The organism is Streptomyces malaysiense, from assembly GCF_000980885.2.
Taxonomy (GTDB): Bacteria; Actinomycetota; Actinomycetes; order Streptomycetales; family Streptomycetaceae; genus Streptomyces; species Streptomyces malaysiense.
The window spans coordinates 1-23325 of the sequence record NZ_LBDA02000019.1; the positions used below are offsets into that span (position 1 = coordinate 1).

Annotated in this window: 23 protein-coding genes; 8 read left to right on the forward strand and 15 right to left on the reverse strand. The window is 71.5% G+C overall.

The window, feature by feature from the left end:
• Positions 1–884: ATP-dependent 6-phosphofructokinase (locus VT52_RS09775; RefSeq protein ID WP_071387423.1), on the reverse strand; the 884-nt coding region annotated here is incomplete at its 3' end.
• Positions 885–1117: 233 nt separating this feature from the next.
• Between VT52_RS09775 and pta the strand changes: the two genes are divergently transcribed.
• From pta to pyk, 3 genes are all read left to right on the forward strand, one after another.
• Positions 1118–3217: a phosphate acetyltransferase gene (gene pta, locus VT52_RS09780; RefSeq protein ID WP_046424287.1), complete on the forward strand. Its 2100-nt coding sequence runs from the start codon at positions 1118–1120 to the stop codon at positions 3215–3217.
• Positions 3214–4422, forward strand: coding sequence for an acetate kinase (locus VT52_RS09785; protein ID WP_046424289.1), 1209 nt, complete (start codon positions 3214–3216; stop codon positions 4420–4422). The genes pta and VT52_RS09785 overlap by 4 nt, the downstream gene beginning before the upstream one ends.
• Positions 4423–4506: 84 nt before the next feature.
• Positions 4507–5931, forward strand: coding sequence for a pyruvate kinase (gene pyk / locus VT52_RS09790; protein WP_046424290.1), 1425 nt, complete (start codon positions 4507–4509; stop codon positions 5929–5931).
• A gap of 103 nt (positions 5932–6034) precedes the next feature.
• Here pyk and VT52_RS09795 read toward each other — a convergent pair whose 3' ends face one another.
• The 4 genes from VT52_RS09795 to VT52_RS09810 all read right to left on the reverse strand — a co-directional run bounded on the left by VT52_RS09795 (position 6035) and on the right by VT52_RS09810 (position 10322).
• A complete protein-coding gene (locus tag VT52_RS09795; RefSeq protein WP_240509705.1) occupies positions 6035–7261 on the reverse strand; it encodes a hypothetical protein in 1227 nt (408 codons plus the stop codon).
• Between the two features lie 151 nt (positions 7262–7412).
• Positions 7413–7973, reverse strand: a complete 561-nt coding sequence (locus VT52_RS09800) for a DUF6114 domain-containing protein (protein WP_046424291.1) — start codon at positions 7971–7973, stop codon at positions 7413–7415.
• Between the two features lie 116 nt (positions 7974–8089).
• Entirely contained in the window at positions 8090–8722 is a 633-nt protein-coding gene (locus VT52_RS09805) for a DUF6230 family protein (RefSeq protein ID WP_046424293.1), read from the reverse strand.
• Positions 8723–9344: 622 nt separating this feature from the next.
• Positions 9345–10322, reverse strand: coding sequence for a tetratricopeptide repeat protein (locus VT52_RS09810; protein ID WP_046424294.1), 978 nt, complete (start codon positions 10320–10322; stop codon positions 9345–9347).
• 219 nt (positions 10323–10541) lie between these two features.
• Between VT52_RS09810 and VT52_RS09815 the strand changes: the two genes are divergently transcribed.
• Positions 10542–11159, forward strand: coding sequence for a TetR/AcrR family transcriptional regulator (locus VT52_RS09815; protein WP_046424296.1), 618 nt, complete (start codon positions 10542–10544; stop codon positions 11157–11159).
• Between the two features lie 592 nt (positions 11160–11751).
• On the opposite strand, the gene VT52_RS09820 is transcribed toward VT52_RS09815, so the two are convergent.
• The 7 genes from VT52_RS09820 to VT52_RS09850 form a co-directional block, all read right to left on the reverse strand.
• The gene (locus VT52_RS09820) at positions 11752–13452 is read right to left on the reverse strand and encodes a coenzyme B12-dependent isobutyryl-CoA mutase large subunit (RefSeq protein WP_046424297.1); all 1701 of its coding nucleotides are present in this window, start codon (positions 13450–13452) and stop codon (positions 11752–11754) included.
• A gap of 97 nt (positions 13453–13549) precedes the next feature.
• Entirely contained in the window at positions 13550–13888 is a 339-nt protein-coding gene (locus VT52_RS09825; RefSeq protein WP_046424298.1) for a DUF3817 domain-containing protein, read from the reverse strand.
• A 43-nt stretch (positions 13889–13931) separates the two neighbouring features.
• Positions 13932–14441, reverse strand: a complete 510-nt coding sequence (locus tag VT52_RS09830; protein ID WP_046424299.1) for a MarR family winged helix-turn-helix transcriptional regulator — start codon at positions 14439–14441, stop codon at positions 13932–13934.
• Between the two features lie 188 nt (positions 14442–14629).
• Positions 14630–15277 carry a TetR/AcrR family transcriptional regulator gene (locus VT52_RS09835; protein ID WP_046424300.1) on the reverse strand — a complete coding sequence of 216 codons (648 nt, stop codon included), beginning with the start codon at positions 15275–15277 and terminating at the stop codon, positions 14630–14632.
• Complete coding sequence (locus VT52_RS09840) at positions 15274–16038, reverse strand: hypothetical protein (RefSeq protein WP_046424301.1); 765 nt, start codon at positions 16036–16038, stop codon at positions 15274–15276. Before VT52_RS09840 ends, VT52_RS09835 begins: the two co-directional genes overlap by 4 nt.
• 92 nt (positions 16039–16130) lie before the next feature.
• Positions 16131–16427 carry an MTH1187 family thiamine-binding protein gene (locus VT52_RS09845; RefSeq protein ID WP_046424303.1) on the reverse strand — a complete coding sequence of 99 codons (297 nt, stop codon included), beginning with the start codon at positions 16425–16427 and terminating at the stop codon, positions 16131–16133.
• Positions 16424–16768 carry a DUF3817 domain-containing protein gene (locus VT52_RS09850; protein ID WP_046424304.1) on the reverse strand — a complete coding sequence of 115 codons (345 nt, stop codon included), beginning with the start codon at positions 16766–16768 and terminating at the stop codon, positions 16424–16426. Before VT52_RS09850 ends, VT52_RS09845 begins: the two co-directional genes overlap by 4 nt.
• 252 nt (positions 16769–17020) lie before the next feature.
• Between VT52_RS09850 and VT52_RS09855 the strand changes: the two genes are divergently transcribed.
• From VT52_RS09855 to VT52_RS09870, 4 genes are all read left to right on the forward strand, one after another.
• Positions 17021–17653 (forward strand): AIM24 family protein, encoded by a 633-nt coding sequence (locus tag VT52_RS09855; RefSeq protein WP_046424306.1) that lies wholly within the window; start codon positions 17021–17023, stop codon positions 17651–17653.
• A 1-nt stretch (position 17654) separates the two neighbouring features.
• Entirely contained in the window at positions 17655–18305 is a 651-nt protein-coding gene (locus VT52_RS09860) for an AIM24 family protein (protein WP_046424307.1), read from the forward strand.
• A gap of 59 nt (positions 18306–18364) precedes the next feature.
• On the forward strand, positions 18365–19126 hold the full coding sequence (locus VT52_RS09865; protein WP_079174972.1) for an AIM24 family protein: 762 nt from the start codon (positions 18365–18367) through the stop codon (positions 19124–19126).
• A 92-nt stretch (positions 19127–19218) separates the two neighbouring features.
• Positions 19219–19695, forward strand: a complete 477-nt coding sequence (locus VT52_RS09870; protein ID WP_046424311.1) for a MarR family winged helix-turn-helix transcriptional regulator — start codon at positions 19219–19221, stop codon at positions 19693–19695.
• Between the two features lie 51 nt (positions 19696–19746).
• Here the strand turns inward: VT52_RS09870 and VT52_RS09875 are convergent, their stop codons facing one another.
• From VT52_RS09875 to VT52_RS09885, 3 genes are all read right to left on the reverse strand, one after another.
• Positions 19747–20946, reverse strand: a complete 1200-nt coding sequence (locus VT52_RS09875; protein WP_046424312.1) for an MFS transporter — start codon at positions 20944–20946, stop codon at positions 19747–19749.
• Positions 20947–21095: 149 nt separating this feature from the next.
• A complete protein-coding gene (gene meaB / locus VT52_RS09880; RefSeq protein ID WP_046424315.1) occupies positions 21096–22052 on the reverse strand; it encodes a methylmalonyl Co-A mutase-associated GTPase MeaB in 957 nt (318 codons plus the stop codon).
• 39 nt (positions 22053–22091) lie between these two features.
• Positions 22092–23291: an acetyl-CoA C-acetyltransferase gene (locus tag VT52_RS09885; RefSeq protein ID WP_046424317.1), complete on the reverse strand. Its 1200-nt coding sequence runs from the start codon at positions 23289–23291 to the stop codon at positions 22092–22094.
• Positions 23292–23325 lie beyond the last annotated feature (34 nt).

A 23325-nucleotide genomic window follows, 5' to 3' on the forward strand; every position in this document is an offset into this window, starting at 1 on the left:
ACGGCGTGCCAGCCGAAGCGGGTGGCGAGGACGCGGTCGTAGGCGGTGGGCACGCCGCCGCGCTGGACGTGGCCGAGGATGACCGGCTTGGCCTCCTTGCCGAGGCGGCGCTCCAGCTCGTAGGCGAGGGCGGTGCCGATGCCCTGGAAGCGCTCGTGGCCGTACTGGTCGATCGCGCCCTTGCCGTAGTCCATGGTGCCCTCGGCGGGGTGCGCGCCCTCGGCGACGCAGATCACGGCGAACTTCTTGCCGCGCGAGAAGCGCTCCTCGACCATCTTGACCAGGTCCGCGGGGTCGAAGGAGCGCTCGGGCAGGCAGATGCCGTGGGCGCCGGCGGCCATACCGGACTCCAGCGCGATCCAGCCCGCGTGCCGGCCCATGACCTCGACCACCATCACCCGCTGGTGGGACTCGGCGGTGGTCTTGAGGCGGTCCATCGCCTCGGTGGCGACGCCCACCGCGGTGTCGAAGCCGAAGGTGCGGTCCGTGGACGAGATGTCGTTGTCGATCGTCTTGGGCACGCCGACGACCGGGAGGCCCGCGTCGGAGAGCATCCGGGCCGCCGTCAGGGTGCCCTCGCCGCCGATCGGGATCAGCGCGTCGATGCCGAACTCCCCGACCATGTCGGTGGCCCGCTCGCAGGCCTCCCGCAGCCGGTCCCGCTCCAGGCGGGAGGAGCCGAGGATGGTGCCGCCGAGGGCCAGGATGCCGCCGACCGCGTCCAGGTCGAGGGCGCGGTAGTGGCGGTCGAGCAGACCCCGGTAGCCGTCCTCGAACCCGATGACCTCGTCGTCGTACTGCGTCACCGCGCGGTGCACGACCGAACGGATCACGGCGTTCAGGCCGGGGCAGTCGCCGCCTGCGGTGAGAACTCCGATGCGCATCGTGCTGTGTCTCCTGCTCGCTGTCTCGTCCGTGCGTGAGGCTGCCCCGATTCTTTCACGTCCGCCGGGGAGCCCCGGGATCCTGACGGGCGCCTTATCCCGGCCGAGGGGTACTGTCAAGAGGGTTCCGCTCACCCTGGTGGGCGATTTTTGTGCCGACCAATCGACGACGACCCTTCGATGACGACCTTGCGACGGCCCTTCGACGGCGACATGAGAAACGGAGTGGACACGTGACGCGCTGCGTGTACCTGACCGGCATCGACCGCGGCGACGGCCGCCAGGTCGTGGAGCTGGGGGTCATGGAACTCCTGACCCGGCAGGTCGACCGGGTGGGGGTCTTCCGCCCGCTCGTGCACGACGGCCCCGACCGGCTGTTCGAGCTGCTGCGGGCGCGCTACCGCCTCTCCCAGGACCCGGCGACCGTGATCGGCATGGACTACCGGGAGGCGTCCGCGATCCAGGCCGAGCGGGGCACCGACGAGCTGGTCTCCACCCTGGTCGACCGGTTCCACCAGCTGGCCCGCGACTACGACGTGGTCCTGGTCCTCGGCACCGACTACGCCGCCACCCAGCTCCCGGACGAGCTGGCCCTCAACGCCAGGCTGGCCAACGAGTTCGGCGCCTCCGTGCTGCCGGTCGTCGGCGGCCGCGGCCAGAACGCCGAGTCGGTGCGCGCGGAGGTCCGCAACGCCTACCGCGCCTACCACGGCCTGGGCTGCGACGTCCTCGCCATGGTCGCCAACCGGGTCTCCCGCGAGGACCGCGACGAGATCGCCGAGCGCCTGGCCTCCCGGCTGCCGGTGCCCTGCTACGTGCTGCCCGACGAGCCCGCCCTGTCCGCGCCGACCATCGCGCAGATCGCCCAGGCCCTGGACGCCCGGGTGCTGCTCGGCGACGACTCCGGGCTCGCCCGCGACGCCCTCGGCTTCGTCTTCGGCGGCGCCATGCTGCCGAACCTGCTGGCCGCTCTGACCCCGGGCTGCGTGGTCATCACCCCCGGAGACCGCGCGGACCTGGTCGTGGGCGCGCTGGCCGCGCACAGCGCCGGCACCCCGCCGATAGCCGGCATGCTGCTCACCCTGGACGAGGTGCCGGGCCAGGAGATCCTCACGCTGGCCGCCCGGCTCGCCCCGGGCACCCCGGTCCTGGCGGTGCGCGGCAACAGCTTCCCCACCGCCGAGCGGCTGTTCTCCCTGGAGGGCCGGATGACGGCGGCCACCCCGCGCAAGGCGGAGACCGCGCTCGGCCTGTTCGAACGCCATGTCGACACCGCCGAGCTGGCCGGCCGCATCTCCGCGCCGAGCGGCGACCGCGTCACCCCGATGATGTTCGAGCACACGCTGCTGGAGCGGGCCCGCTCCGACCGGCGCCGGGTCGTGCTCCCGGAGGGCACCGAGGAGCGGGTGCTGCACGCGGCCGAGGTGCTGATGCGCCGGGGCGTGTGCGACCTGACCCTGCTCGGCCCCGCCGACCAGATCCGCAAGAAGGCCGCCGACCTGGGCATCGACCTCGGCGACAGCCAGCTGATCGACCCGGCCACCTCCGAGCTGCGCGACGCCTTCGCCGAGAAGTACGCGGCCCTGCGCGCCCACAAGGGCGTCACGGTGGAGCTGGCGTACGACGTCGTCACGGACGTGAACTACTTCGGCACCCTGATGGTCGAGGAGGGCCTCGCCGACGGCATGGTCTCCGGCTCGGTGCACTCCACGGCGGCCACCATCCGCCCGGCCTTCGAGATCATCAAGACGCGCCCGGAGGCCGCGATCGTCTCCTCGGTGTTCTTCATGTGCCTGGCCGACAAGGTGCTGGTCTACGGCGACTGCGCGGTCAACCCCGACCCGGACGCCGAGCAGCTCGCCGACATCGCCGTCCAGTCGGCCGGTACGGCGGCCCGCTTCGGGGTGGAGCCGCGGATCGCGATGCTGTCGTACTCCACCGGCACCTCCGGCACGGGCGCCGACGTCGACAAGGTGCGCGCGGCCACCGAGCTGGTCCGCGCCCGCCGGCCCGATCTGAGGATCGAGGGGCCGATCCAGTACGACGCCGCCGTGGAGCCCACCGTCGCCGCGACCAAGCTGCCGGGCTCCGAGGTCGCCGGGCAGGCCACGGTGCTGATCTTCCCGGACCTCAACACCGGCAACAACACCTACAAGGCCGTGCAGCGCTCGGCCGGCGCGATCGCCGTCGGCCCGGTCCTCCAGGGGCTGAACAAGCCGGTCAACGACCTGTCCCGGGGCGCCCTGGTACCGGACATCGTGACCACCGTCGCCATCACGGCCATCCAGGCCCAGACCTCCGCAGACCGAACAGAAAGCGTGCCCGCACCGTGACCGCGACCCGTGTCCTCGTCCTCAACTCCGGCTCCTCGTCGCTGAAGTACCAGCTGCTCGACATGCGGGACGCGAGCCGGCTCGCCCTCGGCCTGGTCGAGCGGATCGGCGAGCAGACCTCCCGGCTCAAGCACACCGTCGCGGGCAGCGGCGAGACCCGCGAGCAGGACGGCCCGATCGCCGACCACGACGCCGCGCTCAAGGCGGTCGCCGGGGAACTGGCCCGCGACGGCCTCGGCCTCGACTCGCCGGACCTGCTGGCGATCGGGCACCGGGTGGTGCACGGCGGGATGTTCTTCACCGAGCCCACCGTCGTCGACGACGGCGTGATCACCGAGATCGAGCGGCTGATCCCGGTCGCCCCGCTGCACAACCCGGCCAACCTGACCGGCATCCGCACCGCCCGCGCGCTGCGCCCCGACCTGCCGCAGGTCGCCGTGTTCGACACCGCGTTCCACACCACGATGCCGGAGTCGGCGGCGCGCTACGCGATCGACCCGCGCCTCGCGGACCGCTACCGGGTGCGCCGCTACGGCTTCCACGGCACCTCGCACGCCTACGTGTCCCGCGAGACGGCCCGGCTGCTGGGCAAGGACCCCTCCGAGGTCAACGTGATCGTGCTGCACCTCGGCAACGGCGCCTCCGCGTCCGCGGTGGAGCGGGGCCGGTGCGTGGACACCTCCATGGGGCTCACGCCTTTGGAGGGGCTGGTGATGGGTACGCGCTCCGGTGATCTGGATCCCGCCGTCATCTTCCATTTGGCACGGGTTGGCGGAATGTCCATGGACGAGATCGACACTCTCCTCAACAAGAGGAGCGGCTTGTTCGGTCTGTGCGGGGACAACGACATGCGGGAGATCCGCCGCCGGATCGACGAGGGCGACCAGGAAGCCGCTCTCGCCTTCGACATTTACATTCACCGGCTCAAGAAGTACATCGGCGCCTATTTCGCCGTCCTCGGGAAGGTGGACGCGATCGCGTTCACCGCCGGGGTCGGGGAGAACGCGGCGCCCGTGCGGCAGGCGGCGATCGCGGGCCTGGAGGGGCTGGGCGCGGCGGTCGACCCGGAGCTGAACTCCGTGCGCGGCGACGGGGCCCGGCTGATTTCGCCCGGGTCCGCGCGGGTGGCCGTGGCCGTGGTGCCGACGGATGAAGAACTGGAGATCGCGACGCAGACCTACGCACTGGTCGGAAAGAGCAATTGAGCAGCACCTGAGCAGGACTCCTCTCATTTGTATCTTCCGCCAGACGGAATATTCCGTAGCGAAACAAACCGATAGGATCGCCCCATGCGCCGTTCGAAAATCGTCTGTACTCTCGGCCCCGCGGTCGACTCCCACGAGAAGCTCGTCGCCATGATCGAGGCGGGCATGAACGTGGCCCGCTTCAACTTCAGCCACGGCTCCCACGCCGAGCACCAGGCGCGGTACGACCGCGTCCGTGCCGCGTCCAAGGAGACCGGCCGGCCCATCGGCGTCCTCGCCGACCTCCAGGGCCCGAAGATCCGCCTGGAGACCTTCGCCGAGGGCCCGGTCGAGCTGGAGCGCGGCGACGAGTTCGTCATCACCACCGAGGACGTGCCCGGCGACCGGCACATCTGCGGGACGACGTACAAGGGGCTGCCGGGCGACGTCGGGCGCGGCGACCAGGTCCTGATCAACGACGGCAACGTCGAGCTGAAGGTCGTGGACGTGGAGGGCCCCCGGGTCCGGACGATCGTGATCGAGGGCGGTGTCGTCTCCGACCACAAGGGCATCAACCTGCCCGGCGCGGCCGTCAACGTGCCCGCGCTGAGCGAGAAGGACGTCGAGGACCTGCGGTTCGCGCTGCGCATGGGCTGCGACATGGTCGCGCTGTCCTTCGTGCGGGACGCGAAGGACGTCCAGGACGTGCACCGCGTCATGGACGAGGAGGGCCGCCGGGTCCCGGTCATCGCCAAGGTGGAGAAGCCGCAGGCGGTGGAGAACATGCAGGACGTCGTCGCGGCGTTCGACGCGGTGATGGTGGCCCGCGGCGACCTCGCGGTGGAGTACCCGCTCGAGAAGGTCCCGATGGTGCAGAAGCGCCTGATCGAGCTGTGCCGGCGCAACGCCAAGCCGGTGATCGTGGCAACCCAGATGATGGAGTCGATGATCACCAACTCCCGTCCGACCCGCGCCGAGGCCTCCGACGTGGCCAACGCGATCCTGGACGGCGCCGACGCGGTGATGCTGTCCGCCGAGTCCTCGGTGGGCGCCTACCCGGTCGAGACGGTCAGGACGATGTCGAAGATCGTCCAGGCCGCGGAGCAGGAGCTGCTGTCCAAGGGCCTGCAGCCGCTGGTGCCGGGCAAGAAGCCGCGCACGCAGGGCGGTTCGGTGGCCCGCGCGGCCTGCGAGATCGCCGACTTCCTCGGCGGCCGGGGCCTGGTCGCGTTCACCCAGTCCGGTGACACCGCGCGCCGCCTCTCGCGCTACCGCGCCGCCCAGCCGATCCTCGCCTTCACCACCGAGGAGTCCACCCGCAACCAGCTGACGCTGAGCTGGGGCGTGGAGCCGTACGTGGTGCCGTTCGTGGACACCACCGACGACATGGTCGACCAGGTGGACCAGGAGCTGGCCAAGCTGGCCCGCTTCGAGAAGGGCGCCACCGTGGTCATCACGGCCGGCTCGCCCCCCGGTGTCCCCGGCACCACCAACATGATCCGGGTGCACCACCTGGGCAGCGAGAGCTGACGCGGCCCGCACGGGCCCCTGTACGGCGCGGAGGGCGCCCCCCTGCGGACAAGGGGGCGCCCTCCGCGGTGTCCGCGGCTCCCGGACGGGTCCTGGGGGCCGGTCAGCCGGTCGTGTACACGTGCATCCCGGGCACGTGCAGGTTGCCTCCGAACTGGGCGGCCTGGGTCACCTTCACATGGGTGAAGTAGATCAGCGGGAGGTTCAGCGGGGGCGGGCTGTCCGGGTCGAACGTCATGGGGATCAGGCCGAACAGGTTGCCCGAGATCTGCTCGGTGTACATCACGGTCTTGCCGCCGCGGATGGTCGACGTCGAGCCCTTGGACGCCTGGACGTGGTACGTCTTGCCGGACAGCGAGTCGTGCACCGTCTGGTGCAGGTCGCCGATGTCGGTGCCGTCGGAGATGACGTACTTCAGCACCTTCTTGGTGGTGCCGTCGGCCGTCCGCACCTCGACGATGCCCTGGTAGTCGGCGCCCTTGAGCAGCAGCGAGCTGGCCTGGAGGTACCAGGGGTCGTCCGCCACCGGCACCTGGTTGTCGACGCCGCCCTGGTCGGTGGTGGCCGCCGGGCAGTCCGCGGCCGAGGGGCTCGCGCTCGTGGACGGGCCCGGGGTCGCCGAGTCCGCCGTGTCCTTGACCGCCCTGCCCGCGCCGTCGACCGTCTTGCCCGCGCCGTCGACCGTCTTCGAGACCGTGCCGGTGGCGTTCTTCACCGTGCCCCCGACCGTCTCGGCGGCCTTGGAGGTCGTGTCCGTGACGGTGTCGGACAGCTTCGTGCCCGACGACGACGCCGTGGAGCCGGACGCGGACGGCGACGGGCTCGCCGAGGGCGTGGCGCTCGCGGACGGCGTGGCGGTGTCCTGCTTGCCGCCGGTGAGGACGTTGCCGAGGGTGTCGCCGATGGTGCCGAGGAGTCCGCCACCGCCGCTCTGGCTCGGCGACGTGCTCGACGTCGTCGTACCGGAGCCGGAACCCGAACCGGAGCCCGTACCCGAACCGGAGGTCTCGGTCGGCTTCGGCGCGGCCTCGTCCGCGGAACCCGAACCCGAGCCCGAGCCCGAGTCCTTGGACGACGAGGAGCCCGCCGTGCCCCCGGAGGAGTCCTTGGCCGTGTCCTTCGTGGCGTCGCCGCTCGGCGAGGACGCCGGCGTCGGCGCGTCGGTGGACTTGGTGGCCGACGGCGACGGCGAGGACGAGGGGTTCTTGCTGTCGTCCAGCGCCTTGACGCAGTCCTTGTACTCGTCCGCCGTCAGGCTCTTGGCGGCGGGCGAGGAGGCCGGGCTGCCGCCGTTGCCCGCCGCGAGGGCGAGCGTGGAGGTGAAGCCCATGCCCATGAGCACGGCCGTCGGCATCGCCACGGTGGCTATCGCCCTGCCGGCCGGCATGTGGAACCTGGTGAACAGCGGCTTCCTGGGGGCCGCGTGACGGGCTCCGGTTCTCCCGCGGGACTCGACCGCATCGATCCCGCGGCTCACCTCGTCAGCCGGCACTGTGCCTCCCGTTCGCCCCGTTGGCCGGGCTCGTTCCTGACAGGTCGTTCGGCTCGTACACACCGTCGGCGCCCTGGGCGGGCAGCGGCACGGACTCGGGTGCGCCGCCCGTGCCCGGGGCGGCCTCACCTGCCTGCGACTCCGGTCCGCCGGGCTCGCCCGGCGCCCATGCCACGGCCATCGCTCCGCCGATGAGGGAGAACAGGAAGCCGAGGACGAATCCACCGAAGTTGGACACGGGGAGGGACACCAGTGCCAGCAGGATCGCGGCGACTCCCGCGAAGGTCCGCACATGCTTCTGGAACCAGAGGCTGATGCCCAGCACGACGAGCAGCACACCGATGATCAGGGATCCCGCTCCCGCGGTGGTCGCCATCGCCAGCGTGAGGTGTCCCAGCTGGAGGTGGGCGTACGGGAAGTACATGATCGGAAAGCCGCCGAGCAAGACGAACAGACCTGCCCAGAACGGCCGCGCGCCCCGCCAGGCGCGGAACTGCTGCCTCCGGACGTTGAACTGGCCGGAGTCGGCGGCAGGGGTCTCGGCGCTCATGGAAAACAGCTCCCTGGTGCGGCATTGCTGTGGTGATGACGTGTGCCGCGCGTGAAGACGCGGCGGGTGTGGCGCGGGCGGGGGCGCCGTCGGCTCCCCCGCCCGTCAACGAGTGCCTAGTAGCACTCGTGTGTGCCCGCCTGCACGGACATGTGCAGACCACTGAGCTTGAAGGTGCCGGCCGTGGTCGCCCACGCCGTCTGCTTCACACCGGTCAGCGTGGCCGAGTCGGCCTGCTGCGCGAAGCCGAACGGGTTGGCCTGCTCCTTGCCGCCCTTCATGCCCGGACCCTTGCCGGCGTCCTTGGCCGCAACACCGATGTCGATGTTGTTGAAGGTGGCGTCGGCGCTCAGGTCGTCGACGTCGATGTACAGCTGGCTGGCCTCGACCGGCTTGTTCGCGCCGGCCTTCAGCACGAGGCTCACCGAGCCCAGCACCGGGATGTTCGGCGTGACGACCGACTGGCACATGTTCGTGATCTCGGCCGAGTTGAACGCCGAGACCGCGACCGGGTGGGTCGTCTGGTCACCACTGAGGGTGTAACCGTTGTCGAGGGCGCCGTACTGCTCGAAGCCGTGACCGACCAGCTGGTCCGCGGTCACCTTGAAGGACTGACCCGACACGCTGAACGAGGCGGCCAGCGCACCCTGAGCGAGGGCGACACCTATACACGCCGTGGCGGCGACGCTGGGCACCATGACCACAGCGAACCGCTTCCATCTGGTCCCGCCACGCACCTGGGACTCCATATTTCCTCCTTCTCGGACGTACATCTCCTGGCCCGGACTCGCCCACGAACGGCGGCTCGACCGGGCAGGGATGGGAGAAGTGCTACGTCCTCGGGAAGGGGAGCGCCTGTACTCGCAGGCGCCTACGCACCCGGATCACCGGCGATCACCCCCGAGCGACAACCACTGGTCGCGCCTGACACACATCACGCACAACCTTGCTGGACAGGCTTCGCCGGCCGGCGAAGACCCCCCTGTCCGAGAGCCGGCGCCACTGCCGCCGGCTCTGCTCGGTGGGGACCCAGAGTCTCCCTCGCCCCGACCGGGTGCCGGGGTACGGGAATGGACCGAGCGTCGCCGATCGTGGTGCAAATTGGCCGCCCGCACAAGGGGGTTCGTTACTGGCTAGTAACGGGCGGATAACCGAGAACCGACAGGGCGATCCCGGAGTGCGACACTCAGTCGCAACACAGGGCAGAGCAAAGCCGTTGATCTCTGTACGAAACCAGACAGATCAACGGCCCTGATTTACTCGGAGTAACAGCCGCCCCGATTGCCAAGATTTGGCAAAGCGGAGCGGCCCCAACGCATTGTCGGCAAACCTTTCACCTCGGCGTCACAGGCCGTGGCGTTTACGGACTGGTCAGAAAAGAGCCCGCGCGAGCGCCCTGCGAGCGCCGATCACCCGGGGGTCCTCGGAGCCCACGACCTCGAACAGCTCCAGGAGCCGGCGGCGTACCGCGTCCCGGTCGTCACCCGCCGTGCGCTGCACGGTCTCGATCAACCGCCCGAAGGCGTCCTCGACATGACCGCCCACCAGGTCCAGGTCCGCGGCGGCGATCTGCGCCTTCGCGTCCTTGGGCTGCTCGGCTGCCTCCCGGCGCACCTTCTGCGGATCCATACCCTGCACCCGGCGCAGCAACTCCGCCTGCGCGAGACCGAGTTTGGCCTCGGGGTGGGCCGGGTCGTCGGCCAGCACGTTCTGGTACGCGGCGACCGCGCCCTCCAGGTCGCCGGCGTCCAGGGCCTGGGCCGCCGCGTTCAGCAGCGCGTCGTAAGGACCGACCGGGGCCTCGGCGCCCGCGCCGGGAGCGCCGCCCGGCCGCGCGTCCGGGTCGACGGTCAGGCCGGTCAGGCCGAAGCGCTCCTCGGCGACCTGCACCAGCTGGTCAAGGGTGCCGCGGATCTGCTCCTCGCCGGCCGTCCCCTGGAACAGGGGCAGGGCCTGGCCCGCCACGACGGCGAACACCGCCGGGATGCCCTGCACCCCGAACTGCTGCATCAACATCTGGTTGGCGTCGACGTCGATCTTGGCGAGGAGGAAGCGCCCGGCGTACTCGACCGCCAGTCGCTCCAGGACCGGGCTCAGCTGCTTGCAGGGCTGACACCACTCGGCCCAGAAGTCGATGACGACGGGCACCTCGGCGGAGCGCTGGAGGACCTCGCGCTCGAAGCCCGCCTCATCGACGTCGATGACGAGATCGGCCGGGGAGACGGCGCCCGTGCCGCCCTGCCGGGCCGCTTCCGCGCGCGCCTGCTCGGCCTTGGCCTTGGCCTCCTGGGCCGCCTTCACCGCGGCGAGGTCGACCACGCCGCTCATGGACATGTTCCGTGGCTGCATGCGTCTATCCTCCCCTGTTCCAGCGTCTGAAGAAAAAAGCGCCGCTGTCCGGCGCCGGGTCCCCACCCACGCCGTGCTGTTCTGCCCGCGTACGTCCCTCGCGAGCTTTCGCTACGACCCGTAGCGTAATGGCAATGGGGGATCGCGCGACACCGCCTTCCGGTGATCTCCCTCACGACGCCACGGATCCGGACGCCACCGGCCGGTTATGGTCGGGGGATGCAGAGCCGCACCCCCGCCGCCCGTCCCGGGCGCCCGCGCAGCGCCACCGCGGACGCCGCGATCCTGGCCGCGACCCGGGAGGCGCTGGTGGAGCTGGGGTGGTCCAAGCTCACGCTCCAGGACGTGGCCACGCGCGCGGGGGTGGCGAAGACCACGCTCTACCGCCGCTGGGCGGGCAAGAACGAGCTGGTCGTCGACGCGGTCGCGGAACTCTTCGACGAGCTGCGGCTGCCCGACGCGGGCAGCCTGGCCGCCGACATCGAGGGCGTGGTCCTCCAGTTCGCGGCGCTCCTGGACCGCCCCGAGTGCCGCAGCGGTCTCATGGCGGTGGTCGCGGAGTCGACCCGTGACGAACCCCTGCGCGAACGCATCCGAGCCTCGGTCGTGGAACGCCAGAAACGCCTGGTCGTCGAGGGCCGCGCCCGCGCCCAGGCCCGCGGCGAACTCCCTCCGGAGTCGGACCCCGAGGAAACCGCCCGCACCATCGACCTCACCTTCGACATGGTCGCCGGCGCCGTCGTCCACCGGACCCTGGTCAGCGGCAAACCGGCCGACGGCCCGTGGATCCGGAGCTTCATCCGGGTGCTTCTGCTGGGGTTGTCCGCCCCGGCATGAGGACGCGGAGCGACCGGTGCCGCACGGGACACCTCGGCGGCACGCCCCGCACGGAACCCCGACCGAATCCGAACCCCCGCCCGCTCCCTCGCAACGGGCCCGTGTCCCCGTGCGCACCCCCGACGAACGCGGGACGCCCCGGCGGCTCGGCCCCCCACGGCCCCCAACCCGCCCCACGACCGGCCCAGATCTCCGTGAGCCCGGCACCGCGCCCGCGGCCACCGCGCGAGCCCCCGGACCGGCCGGAGCGGGCCGATCGAACGGACCCCACCGCGCGCCCGCCCGACGAACGCGGGACCCCCCCGGCGGCGCGGACCGGCGGCTCGAAGCGGCGGCGCGGACCGGCGGGGAGCCCAGGCCGAGCCCGGATCCCCGTGACCTCCGACCCACCCCGCAACGGCCCCCACGACCCCGCAAGCACCCCCGCACAACCCGGCCCCCGCCCCGGCCGGGACCGGACCCCGGCACCGCGCCCGCGGCCACCACGTGAGCCCCTGGGCCGGCCGGAGCGGACCAGCCGCACGGACCCCGCCGCGCCGCCCGCCCGCTGGCCGGCCCGGCCGCGAGGCCCCCGTCGGGAGCCCGGCCGTCCTCAGAATCCCGGCGGTTCCGTGTACGCGCCCCACTCGTCGCGCAGGACGCCGCAGATCTCGCCGAGGGTCGCCTCCGCGCGGACCGCGGACAGCATCGGTCCGATCATGCTGGAGTCGTCGCGGGCGGCGGTGAGGAGCGCGGTGAGGGACGTGCGCACGGCGTCCTCGTCGCGGGCGGCCCTGCGGTCCCCGAGGATCTGGACCTGGGCGCGTTCCACCTCGTGGCCGACGCGCAGGATCTCCAGTTCGCCGGTGACGGAGCCGGTGTGCGTGTTGACGCCCACGACCTTCTTCTCGCTCTTCTCCAGGGCCTGTTGGTAGCGGAAGGCGGACTCGGCGATCTCGCCGGTGAACCAGCCGTCCTCGATCCCGCGCAGGATCCCGGAGGTCATCGGCCCGATGGGGTGCCGCCCGTCCGGACGGGCCGCGCGCCCCCGCTCCCTGATCCGCTCGAAGATCTCCTCCGCGGCCGCCTCGATGCGGTCGGTCAGCTGCTCGACGTACCACGCGCCCCCCAGCGGATCCGCCACCCCCGCGACCCCGGTCTCCTCCATCAGCACCTGCTGGGTGCGCAGCGCGATCTCCGCGGCCCGCTCGCTGGGCAGCGCCAGCGTCTCGTCCAGGGCGTTGGTGTGCAGCGAGTTGGTCCCGCCGAGCACCGCGGCCAGCGCCTCCACCGCGGTGCGCACCACGTTGTTGTACGGCTGCTGCGCGGTCAGCGAGACCCCGGCGGTCTGCGTGTGGAACCGCAGCCACTGCGCCTTCTCGGTCCGCGCGCCGTACACGTCCCGCAGCCACCGCGCCCAGATGCGCCGCGCGGCACGGAACTTGGCGATCTCCTCGAAGAAGTCGACATGGGCGTCGAAGAAGAACGAGAGCCCGGGGGCGAACGCGTCGACGTCCAGGCCCCGGCTCATCCCCAGCTCGACGTACCCGAACCCGTCCGCGAGCGTGTACGCCAGCTCCTGCGCGGCCGTCGCCCCCGCCTCCCGGATGTGGTAACCGGAGACCGACAGCGGCTTGTAGGCGGGGATGCCGGCCGCGCAGTACTCCATGAGGTCGCCGATCAGGCGCAGATGCGGCTCCGGCTGGAAGAGCCACTCCTTCTGGGCGATGTACTCCTTGAAGATGTCCGTCTGGAGCGTGCCGTTGAGGACCGCGTGATCCACGCCCTGGCGTTCGGCCGCGACCAGGTACATGCAGAAGACGGGCACGGCGGGCCCGCTGATCGTCATGGACGTGGTGACCTCGCCGAGCGGGATGCCCTCGAAAAGGATCTCCATGTCGGCGGCCGAGTCGATCGCGACCCCGCAGTGCCCGACCTCGCCGAGCGAGCGGGGGTCGTCCGAGTCCCGGCCCATCAGCGTGGGCATGTCGAACGCCACGGACAGGCCGCCGCCGCCCGCGGCGAGGATCATCTTGTAGCGCTCGTTGGTCTGCCGGGCGTTGCCGAACCCGGCGAACTGCCGGATCGTCCAGGTGCGCCCCCGGTAGCCGGTCGAATGGAGCCCCCTGGTGAACGGGTACTCCCCCGGCCAGCCGATCCGCTCGAATCCCTCGTACGTGTCACCGGGCCGCGGCCCGTACACCGGCTCCACGGGATCCCCGGAGAGCGTGGAGAAGTCGGCGTCACGCTTGTGCGCGGCGTCGTATCGGGCCTGCCAGCGCCGGCGGCCCTCCTCGATGGCGTGAGCGTCCATACCATCGAATTTACTTGGACGTCCTAGTAAGTGTCGACGCCCGAGCCGCCGTACGGGTGCGGTACGGCGGCTGCGGCCCTGGTCCCGCGGCGGGGGCCTACGCCTCGGCGACGGCCGGGGTGCGGTCGGCGATCTTGCCGTCCAGTTCCCGGCTGATCCTCCGCTCCACGAAGAACGCGGCGGTCGGGATGGTGCCCGCGAGGAGCACCCACAGCTGCTTGCCGACCGGCCACTTCGCCTTGGCGCCCAGGTCGAAGGCGAAGACCAGGTAGACGACGTACAGCCAGCCGTGGGCGATGGCGATGACACGGGTCATGTCGGCCGCGCCGCTGATGTCCAGCCCGTACTTCGCGATCATGCTCAGGCACAGGAGCACCAGAAGGACACCCGTGGTGTAGGCCATGACGCGGTAGCGGGTCAGCACGCTCTTCTTCATGGAGTCGAGCGTAACCACCCGTTCCGGGAGATCTTGGCCGGGGTCACCCCTCGTCGAAGTCCAGCGCGGCGATCCGCAGCGGGCGGAACATCGCGAAGATCTCCCGGCACTCCTCGGCGTCGTAAGCACCGAGCCCGAAGTCCATGGCCATCAGGTCGCGGGAGGCCGCGTCGACCACCTCACGGCCCTTCTCGGTGATCACCGCGAGGGTGCCGCGGCCGTCGTTGGGATTGGGCCGCTTGGCGACCAGGCCGGACTTGACCAGCCGGTCGACCGTGTTCGTCACGGACGTGGGGTGCACCATGAGACGCTCGCCGATCTTGGACATCGGCAGCTCCCCGGCCTTGGAGAAGGTGAGCAGCACCAGCGCCTCGTAGCGGGCGAACGTCAGCCCGTACGGCTTGACCACCGCGTCCACCTCGGCGAGCAGGATCTGCTGGGCCCGCATGATCGAGGTGATCGCGGCCATGGACGGCACGTTGCCCCAGCGCTGCTGCCACAGCTCGTCGGCGCGGGCGATGGGGTCGAACGGGAGGCTGAGTGGCTTCGGCACGTCATCAGACCCTACCGGCCGGTCATATGCCGGTCAGCTCCGTCTCATCTTTCGGCCTCCCGCGACCACGACCGCGACCGCCCACGACCGCCGCCGCGCCCCGAGGCCGCCCGGGGTCCCGCCCAGGGGCACGGGCGACCGCGAGGGACCACGGCACGGCCGCAGCCGGCCCGCGGCCCGGCCCCCGCTCACCGGCCGGCCCGCCGCAGGCGGTGCCGAACGGCCCGCTGCGCCACCGGCCCCAGTTCCTCCAGCGCGGCCACGAGCGCGGCCAGCTGGTCCAGCGCCCCCAGCGCCGCCTCCGCCCCCGGCGCGTCGACCCCCTCGTACAGCTCGATCCCCACGAACGACGCGGCCACCGCCCGCGCGAACCCCGCCGGGTCGACGAACTCGGCGACCGGGGTCCCGGCGAGCAGCCGGGCGAGCACCTGCTCGATCTCCGCGATCCACAGCCGCAGCCCCGCCGCCGTCGCGGGCCCGAGCGCCGCGTGCGTGGGGGCGCCGGCGAGCAGCTGGCCGAGGAGGGCGACATGGCCGTCGTCCCGCTCGTGCTCGTGGATCTCCCGGGCGACGGCGAGCAGCTCGGACAGGGAGGTGACCGCGGCGAGCCGCTCGCGGTAGCGGGCGACGGCCTGCTCCGCGCCGTACCGGCAGGCCGCCGCGAGCAGCTCGTCCACCGTGCCGAAGTGGTAGAAGACCAGCGCCTGGTTGACGCCGGCCGCGGCGGCCACGGTACGGGCCGAGGTCTTGGCGATGCCCTGCTCGGTGAGCGTGCGCAGGGCGCCCTCCAGCAGCTTGGCCTTGGTCTCCCGGGCCTTCGGCGTCTCGGAGCTCACGCGGGCGCCTCCACACGCTTCTGGAGGGTGCGCAGCAGCCGCGGCGCCCGGATCCGGGTGGCGGGGGCACGCAGGCAGCGGCGGGCGGCCGGGGTGCATTCGAGCGGCGACTTGAACAGGGCGAGGCAGACCGCGGCGAGCAGGAGTACCGGGCACAGGTAGGCCATGACGGCGTCGAACGACCCGAACAGGCGCATCAGGCGCTCCAGGCGCAGCCCGCCGAGGCAGGCGGTGAGCAGCAGGACGCGCACGACGATCTCGGCGAGCCAGTTGCACAGGGCGCGCTCGGGGGTGATGCCGCGCTCCACCCAGAGCCGGAGCCGGTCGAAGGACCAGGCGGTGGCCCAGTCGAGCAGCGGGCGCACCAGGAGGCGGTCGGCGGCGGCGCCGAGGGCTCCGCCGCGGGGGCGGTAGTCGTAGCCGGTGAGGAAGCGCACGCCCCGGTCGTCGGGGACGTAGCGCCAGTAGCCGCCGCCCTCGGCGATCAGGCCGAGGGGGTGGGTGGAGGAGAAGCACAGGGCGGAGGTGCGGGTGCCGTCGGGGCGTTCCTTCTCGCCGGCCGAGACGCCGGTGCCGGCGAGGGCGAGGAAGGGAGGCAGGCGCGCGGTGAAGTGGAAGGGCCGCGGCTCGCCCGGGGCGCCCGGGAGGTGGCGGAGCTCGGTGACGAGCAGGTACCAGCGCCGGCGCAGGACGGGGTCCTGGGTGTGCGCCCACAGGAGGTCGAGGTCGGCGCGTATGTGTGTCTCCGTATAGAGACCCATGGTGTTCCCCCACGTCAGGCCGCTGTTTGAGCGATCGCTCAAAGGATCTTCGAGAAAGAAGGTACTTCCCTTTGAGCGATCGCTCAAAACCGCTAACCCGCCAGGTGGCGCTCGACCGTCTCCACCTTGGAGGTGAGGCCGTCGGTGACACCGGGCCGGATGTCGGCCTTGAGGACGAGTGAGACGCGCGGGGCGCGCGCCTCGACGGCGGCGACGGCGCGCCGGACGACGTCCATGACCTCCTCCCAGCTCTCGCCCTCGATCGAGGTGAACATGGCGTCGGTGCGGTTCGGCAGGCCGGACTCGCGGACCACGCGGACGGCGTCGGCGACGTACTCCCCGACGTCCTCGCCGACGCCGAGGGGTGTCACGGAGAAGGCGACGATCATGCGTTCACGACCCCTTCCTTGCGGGCGCGGGCGGCGATCACGGCGCCCTCGGCCTCGCGGCGCAGCCTCCGCTCGGCGAAGAAGCCGCCGGTGGGCAGCACCGAGAGCACGAAGTAGAGGGCGGCGGTGCCGAGGCTCCACTTGGCGCGGTTCCAGGCGTCGGCCCAGAAGATCACGTACAGGATGAACAGGACACCGTGGACCGCGCCCATCACGGGCACCGCGTTGAAGTCCGTGGTCCGCTTCAGCACGGAGCAGACGAGCAGGACGATGAAGGACACGGCCTCGGGGGCGGAGACGAGGCGGAGGCGGCGGATGGCGGTGGCGGTCTTGATGTCCACGGATCACCTTCGGTGGGAGTTGCGAGCAGAGGCGGCCGGCCGGGTCCGGCGGTCGCCGGTCCGGGGTTGCCGGTCCGAGGTCGTCGGCCCGGCGGTTACGGAGCGCCGTCGGGGGGCTACCGGTTTGTGAACGCACGCACAAGCGTGCCGCCATTGTGGCAAACCGCGCCCCTGGGGGTCCGCTCAGGGTGCGGCTCCACCCACGGGTGCTGTTCGGCCCACCCGCGCTGCCGCTACGTTCCCAGCGTGGCGATGTTCCGATTGCAAGGCAGCAAGGTGCTCGCGGTCGAGATGACCGGGGACGCCGTGAAGGCGAAGAACGGCTCGATGGTCGCGTACGACGGGCAGATGTCCTTCAAGAAACTCACCGGGGGCGGGGACGGGCTGCGCGGGATGGTGACCCGCCGGCTCACCGGTGAGCAGATGGCGGTGATGGAGGTGAAGGGGAACGGGACCTGCTGGTTCGCCGACCGGGCGACCGAGATCAACCTGGTGCGCCTCCAGGGCGAGAAACTGTACGTGGAGTCCGGCAACCTGCTGGTGACGGACGCGGCGCTGCGCACGGGCACCACGTTCACGGGGCTGCGCGGCGCCTCCCAGGGGAACGGCCTGTTCACCACGACGGTGGAGGGGCACGGCCAGGCGGCGATCATGTCCGACGGCCCCGCGGTGGCACTGCGGGTCAGCCCCCGCCATCCGCTGACCGTAGATCCGGGGGCCTATGTCGCCCACCAGGGCAATGTCCGGCAGTCCTTCCAGTCGGGTGTGACGTTCCGCACCTTCCTCGGGGAGGGCGGGGGCGAGGCGTTCCAGATCCGCTTCGAGGGGGACGGCCTGGTCTATGTGCAGCCGAGCGAGCGGAACACGATCGCGGGGGACCTGTGAGATGACCTTCCGAGAGATCAACTCCAAGATGGTCGAGGCGACGGTGCTCCCCGGGCAGCGGCTGTTCAGTCAGCGCGGGGCGATGCTCGCCTACAAGGGGGACGTGTCCTTCACCCCCAACCTCCAGGGCGGCCAGGGCGGGGTGATGTCCATGCTGGGGCGCCGGGTGACCGGCGAGGCGACCCCGCTGATGACCGTCGAGGGCAGCGGCACGGTGTTCTTCGGGCACGGCGGCCATCACGTGCACGTCATCCACCTCACCGGCGACACCCTCTACGTGGAGGCCGACCGCCTGCTCGCCTTCGAGGGCACGCTGCGCCAGGGCACCATGTTCATGGGCTCACAGGGCGGGGTGATGGGCCTGGTCCGCGGCCAGGCCACCGGCCAGGGGCTGTTCACCACCACCCTCCAGGGCCGGGGCGCGGTCGCCGTGATGGCGCACGGCGGCGTCTTCGAGCTGCCGGTCGGACCCGACCGCCCGGTGCACGTGGACCCGCAGGCCTATGTCGCCCACCACGGCGACGTCCGCAACAGACTGTCCGCCGCCCTCGGCTGGCGCGAGATGGTGGGCCGCGGCTCCGGCGAGGCGTTCCAGCTGGAGCTGAGCGGCAGCGGCACGGTGTACGTCCAGGCCTCGGAGGAGAAGCTGTGAGCGCGTACTCAGGCACGTACGGCACCGCCGGCCCCGGCGGCCCGGTGGTGTACGACCCGATGACCCTGCCCGTCGACGACAACGTGAACAGCTACACGTTCTGCGTCGAGCTCAAGGACGGGCAGTGGTTCCTCCAGAAGGGGAAGATGATCGCCTACTACGGGGCGATCGAGTTCAACGGCATCGGGCACGGCCGGCTCGACCATCTCGTGCGCACCTCGTTCCATTCGCCACTGCACGCGAGCGACTGGGTCGTGGCGAGCGGCTCGGGCAAGATGCTGCTCGCCGACCGGGCCTTCGACGTCAACTCGTACGACCTGGACGACGGGAACTTGACCATTCGCGCGGGCAATCTGCTCGCTTTTCAGCCAAGTCTCGCGCTCAAACAATCGATCGTGCCGGGTTTTCTGACCCTCATCGGAACCGGAAGATTCGTGGCCGCGTCCAACGGGCCGGTGGTGTTCATGGAGCCTCCTCTCCGGGTGGATCCCCAGGCACTCGTCGGCTGGGCCGACTGCCCCTCCCCGTGCCATCACTACGACCACGGGTACCTGACCGGTGTACTGGGCGGACTCCGTGCGATGACGGGCCTGGGCGGGGTCTCCGGAGAGGAGCACCAGTTCGAGTTCGTGGGTGCGGGGACGGTGCTGCTCCAGTCGTCGGAGGCACTGATGGCGGAGGTCGAGACGGGGGTCGTACCGTCCGATCCGGGGACCCCGGGCGGTGGCTCACCGGGGCGGCTCGGACACGGTCCGCAACCGCCCGGCGCACCGCGCCTTCCCGGACAGCTGGGGGACCTCCAGCGTCGCTTCGGGCTGTGAGCGGTAGTCTGCGGAGTGTGACGTCGAACGCGTGCGCACAGTCACACCACCCGAAGTAGTTCGCCATTCAACTTCTTAGGTAGACTTCATTCATGGAGACCGAAACGGCCACGCGCTGGCTGACCGATGCGGAGCAGTGCGCCTGGCGCACCCACCTGGAGGTCAACAGGCTGTTGACGTACCAGCTGGAGAAGGATCTGCAGCCGTTCGGCCTGACGATGAACGATTACGAGATCCTCGTGAACCTGTCCGAGTCGGAGGACGTGCGGATGCGGATGAGCGACCTCGCCTCCGCCACGCTCCAGTCCAAGAGCCGGCTATCGCACCAGATCACGCGGATGGAGAACGCGGACCTCGTGCGCCGCGAGAACTGTGAATCGGATCGGCGGGGGCTGTACGCGGTGCTCACGGAGCACGGCATGGAGACGATGAAGAAGGTGGCGCCGCACCATGTGTCCTCGGTGCGACGGCACTTCATCGACCTGCTCTCACCGGAGGCACTCGTGGAGCTGGACAAGGCGCTGAAGCCGATCGCCGAACACCTGCGGGGACAGCGGGGGCGCCCCTAGGCGGACGCGGGTCGCCGCGCCCCCGGCAAGGGGGCGCGGCGACCCGCGCGATCAGCCACGTCGTGACCGCGGGACACCGCCGGCCCCGGCCACCACGGCGGAGACCAGCGCCGTCGCACCCGCCACCAGGAAGCAGACCCCCAGCGGCATCCGGCCGATCAGCAGCCCCGTCGCCAGCGCTCCGGCCGAACTCCCGGCGTTCACACCCATGTTGACCCACGCCCCGGCCTGCGTCCGGGACCCGGCGGGCACGGACTCGTCGGCCGCGAGGTACGCCGTCGTCAGGGTCGGGGCGAAGAAGAACCCGGCGAGGGCCAGCGCGGCGGTGAGGACCCGGAGGTCGGGCGCGAGCCCCGCCACCGCGACGACCAGGCCCAGCGCCACCGAGAAGCGGAGCAGCCGCGTCCGCGCCGGGACCACCCACCGCACCGCCCCGTTCGCGAGGCCCCCCAGCGCGCTGCCCGCCGACAGCGCGCCCAGCACCCACGGCACGAGATCGCCGCCGTACCCGTGCGCCGAGGCGTAGGCCATGGTCAGCAGGTCCACCCCGCTGAGGGTCAGTCCGACGCCGAGGGCGACGACGGCGGGCGCGAGCAGACCCCGGACGCCCCCGAGCCGCGCGCCCGGTACGGCCGGCCGCGGCCCCGGCATCACCGGTGACGCGACGAACACCCCGGTGCCGGCCACGATCAGCAGCGCGCTGAGCACGATCCCGGAAGCCGGCGGGGCGACCCCGGTCAGGACGCCGACCAGGACCGGACCGGATACGAAGAGCAGTTCCTCGGCGACGCCGTCGAGGCTGTAGGCGCGCTGCAGCAGATGCCGGTCGGGGGCCAGCTCGGCCCACAGCGCGCGCATCGTCGGCCCCAGCGGGGGTGTGCAGCCGCCGGCGAGCGCCGCGACCACCGCGAGCGGGGCCACCGGCGCCCCGGGACGCCAGGTCAGGACGGCGAGCAGGGTCAGCAGCGCGCCGTACAGCAGGGCCATGGGAGCGAGGGCCCGGCGAGGCCCGTGCCGGTCGATCAGAGCCCCGCGCACCGGCATCAGAAAGACCGACGCGGCGCCGAACAGGGACATCACCGCCCCGGAGACGGCGTAGGAGCCGGTGGCGCGGGTGACGGACAGCATCACCGCGATGGAGACGGTGCCGTAGGAGAGGCGGGCGGTCAGGGCCGCGGCGAAGGTGCGGCGGGCGCCCGGAAGGCGCAGCACGGCGGCGTACGAAGGCCGCACGGGAGCATGCGTGGACATGCGGGAGGGTTCCTCTGCTGGAGGCGGGAGAAGGGCATGCCGAAGCACGCGAGCGCCGAGCGGTCATGGCGTCGCGTGCGGGGCGGGCCCTATGCCAGGAGGAGGAACATGGAGGACAACCTAGCCGGTGGCGGCCGGAGCCGGCCCGCTCAGCTCTTCGTGATCCCCGCCACCAGTTCGTCGGCGGCACGGTACGGGTCGAGTTCGCCCGCGACGATCCGCTCCGCGAGGGCGCTCAGGCGCCGGTCGCCGTGCAGGTCCCCGATGCGCTCGCGCAGGGCCGTGACCGCGATGGTCTCCACCTCGCGGGCCGCGCGGGCGCGCCGGCGTTCGGTGAGGACCCCGTGCTCCTCCATCCAGGCGCGGTGCTTCTCCAGCGCCTGGACCACCTCGTCCACGCCCTCGGCGCGGGAGGCGACCGTCTTCACGATGGGCGGGCGCCAGTCGCCGGGTCCGCGGGCCTCGCCGAGACCCAGCATGTGGTTCAGCTCGCGGGCGGTGGCGTCGGCGCCGTCCCGGTCCGCCTTGTTGACGACGTAGACGTCGCCGATCTCCAGGATGCCCGCCTTGGCGGCCTGGATGCCGTCACCCATGCCCGGGGCCAGCAGCACCACGCTGGTGTCCGCCTGGGCGGCGATCTCCACCTCGGACTGGCCCACGCCCACCGTCTCGACCAGGACGACGTCGCAGCCCGCCGCGTCCAGGACGCGGATCGCCTGCGGGGCGGACCAGGCGAGGCCGCCGAGGTGGCCCCGGGTGGCCATGGAGCGGATGTAGACGCCGGGGTCGGAGGCGTGCTCCGACATGCGCACCCGGTCGCCGAGCAGGGCGCCGCCGGAGAAGGGCGAGGACGGGTCGACGGCCAGGACGCCGACCCGCTTGCCCTGTTTGCGGTACGCCGTGACCAGTGCGGAGGTGGAGGTCGACTTGCCGACGCCCGGCGAGCCGGTCAGACCCACCACGAAGGCGTTGCCGGTCAGCGGGGCCAGCGCCGCCATGACCTCCCTGAGCTGCGGGGACGCCCCCTCCACCAGGGAGATCAGCCGGGCCACGGCCCGCGGCCTGCCTTCCCTGGCCTGGGCCACCAGGGAGGAGACGTCCTGCATCACACAGCTCCGTTCACTTCACCGACCTGACGGAAGACCTCAGGCCTTCGGTACCCGCACGATCAGCGCGTCACCCTGGCCGCCGCCACCGCACAGCGCGGCCGCGCCGACGCCGCCGCCCCGGCGCTTGAGCTCCAGCGCCAAGTGGAGCACGAGGCGGGCGCCGGACATGCCGATCGGGTGGCCGAGGGCGATCGCGCCGCCGTTGACGTTCACCTTTTCCGTGGAAACACCGAGGTCCTTCATTGACTGCACGGTGACGGAGGCGAAGGCCTCGTTGATCTCGATCAGGTCGAGGTCGGCGACCTCCTTGCCCTCCTTCTTGAGGGCGCTGAGGATCGCGTTGGAGGGCTGGGAGTGCAGCGAGTTGTCCGGGCCCGCCACATTGCCGTGCGCGCCGATCTCGGCGAGCCACTGGAGGCCCAGCTCCTCCGCCTTGGCCTTGCTCATCACGACCACGGCGGCGGCGCCGTCGGAGATCTGCGAGGAGGTGCCGGCGGTGATGGTGCCGTCCTTGGTGAAGGACGGGCGCAGCCTGCCCAGGGTCTCCACGGTGGTGTCGGCGCGGACGCCCTCGTCCTTGCTGAACAGGACCGGGTCGCCCTTGCGCTGCGGGATCTCCACGGGGGTGATCTCCGCCTCGAACACGCCGTTCTTCTGCGCGGCGGCGGCCCGCTGGTGGGACAGGGCGCCGATCTCGTCCTGCGCGAGGCGGCCGATGCCGAGCCGGGTGTTGTGGTGCTCGGTGGACTCGCCCATGGCGATGTTCTCGAAGGAGTCGGTCAGGCCGTCGTGCGCCATCGAGTCGATCATCTCGATCGCGCCGTACTTGTAGCCCTCGCGGGACTTGGGCAGCAGGTGGGGCGCGTTGGTCATGGACTCCATGCCGCCCGCCACGACGATGTCGAACTCGCCGGCGCGGATCAGCTGGTCGGCCAGGGCGATGGCGTCGAGACCGGAGAGGCACACCTTGTTGACGGTGAGGGCCGGGACGCTCATCGAGATGCCGCCCTTGACGGCGGCCTGGCGGGCCGGGATCTGGCCCGCGCCGGCCTGGAGCACCTGCCCCATGATCACGTACTGCACCTGGTCGCCGCCGATGCCCGCGCGGTCCAGGGCGGCCTTGATCGCGAAACCGCCCAGGTCGGCCGCGGAGAAGGACTTCAGGGAGCCCAGCAGCCGTCCCATGGGCGTACGGGCGCCCGCGACGATCACCGAGCTGTTCGTTCCAGAAGACATGAGGTGCGATCCCCTTCCAGCTACGCAGAGCCGA

Excerpts from the sequence above, each read along its gene's own strand:
- VT52_RS09860 (WP_046424307.1), top strand. The coding sequence starts at position 17,655 with ATGACCTTCCGAGAGATCAACTCCAAGATGGTCGAGGCGACGGTGCTC.
- VT52_RS09845 (WP_046424303.1), bottom strand. The coding sequence starts at position 16,427 with ATGATCGTCGCCTTCTCCGTGACACCCCTCGGCGTCGGCGAGGACGTC.
- VT52_RS09800 (WP_046424291.1), bottom strand. The coding sequence starts at position 7,973 with ATGAGCGCCGAGACCCCTGCCGCCGACTCCGGCCAGTTCAACGTCCGG.
- VT52_RS09855 (WP_046424306.1), top strand. The coding sequence starts at position 17,021 with ATGTTCCGATTGCAAGGCAGCAAGGTGCTCGCGGTCGAGATGACCGGG.
- VT52_RS09875 (WP_046424312.1), bottom strand. The coding sequence starts at position 20,946 with ATGTCCACGCATGCTCCCGTGCGGCCTTCGTACGCCGCCGTGCTGCGC.
- meaB (WP_046424315.1), bottom strand. The coding sequence starts at position 22,052 with ATGCAGGACGTCTCCTCCCTGGTGGCCCAGGCCAGGGAAGGCAGGCCG.
- VT52_RS09865 (WP_079174972.1), top strand. The coding sequence starts at position 18,365 with ATGACCCTGCCCGTCGACGACAACGTGAACAGCTACACGTTCTGCGTC.
- VT52_RS09825 (WP_046424298.1), bottom strand. The coding sequence starts at position 13,888 with ATGAAGAAGAGCGTGCTGACCCGCTACCGCGTCATGGCCTACACCACG.
- VT52_RS09820 (WP_046424297.1), bottom strand. The coding sequence starts at position 13,452 with ATGGACGCTCACGCCATCGAGGAGGGCCGCCGGCGCTGGCAGGCCCGA.
- VT52_RS09840 (WP_046424301.1), bottom strand. The coding sequence starts at position 16,038 with ATGGGTCTCTATACGGAGACACACATACGCGCCGACCTCGACCTCCTG.
- VT52_RS09805 (WP_046424293.1), bottom strand. The coding sequence starts at position 8,722 with ATGGAGTCCCAGGTGCGTGGCGGGACCAGATGGAAGCGGTTCGCTGTG.
- VT52_RS09815 (WP_046424296.1), top strand. The coding sequence starts at position 10,542 with ATGCAGAGCCGCACCCCCGCCGCCCGTCCCGGGCGCCCGCGCAGCGCC.
- VT52_RS09885 (WP_046424317.1), bottom strand. The coding sequence starts at position 23,291 with ATGTCTTCTGGAACGAACAGCTCGGTGATCGTCGCGGGCGCCCGTACG.
- VT52_RS09810 (WP_046424294.1), bottom strand. The coding sequence starts at position 10,322 with ATGCAGCCACGGAACATGTCCATGAGCGGCGTGGTCGACCTCGCCGCG.
- pyk (WP_046424290.1), top strand. The coding sequence starts at position 4,507 with ATGCGCCGTTCGAAAATCGTCTGTACTCTCGGCCCCGCGGTCGACTCC.
- VT52_RS09870 (WP_046424311.1), top strand. The coding sequence starts at position 19,219 with ATGGAGACCGAAACGGCCACGCGCTGGCTGACCGATGCGGAGCAGTGC.
- VT52_RS09795 (WP_240509705.1), bottom strand. The coding sequence starts at position 7,261 with ATGGGCTTCACCTCCACGCTCGCCCTCGCGGCGGGCAACGGCGGCAGC.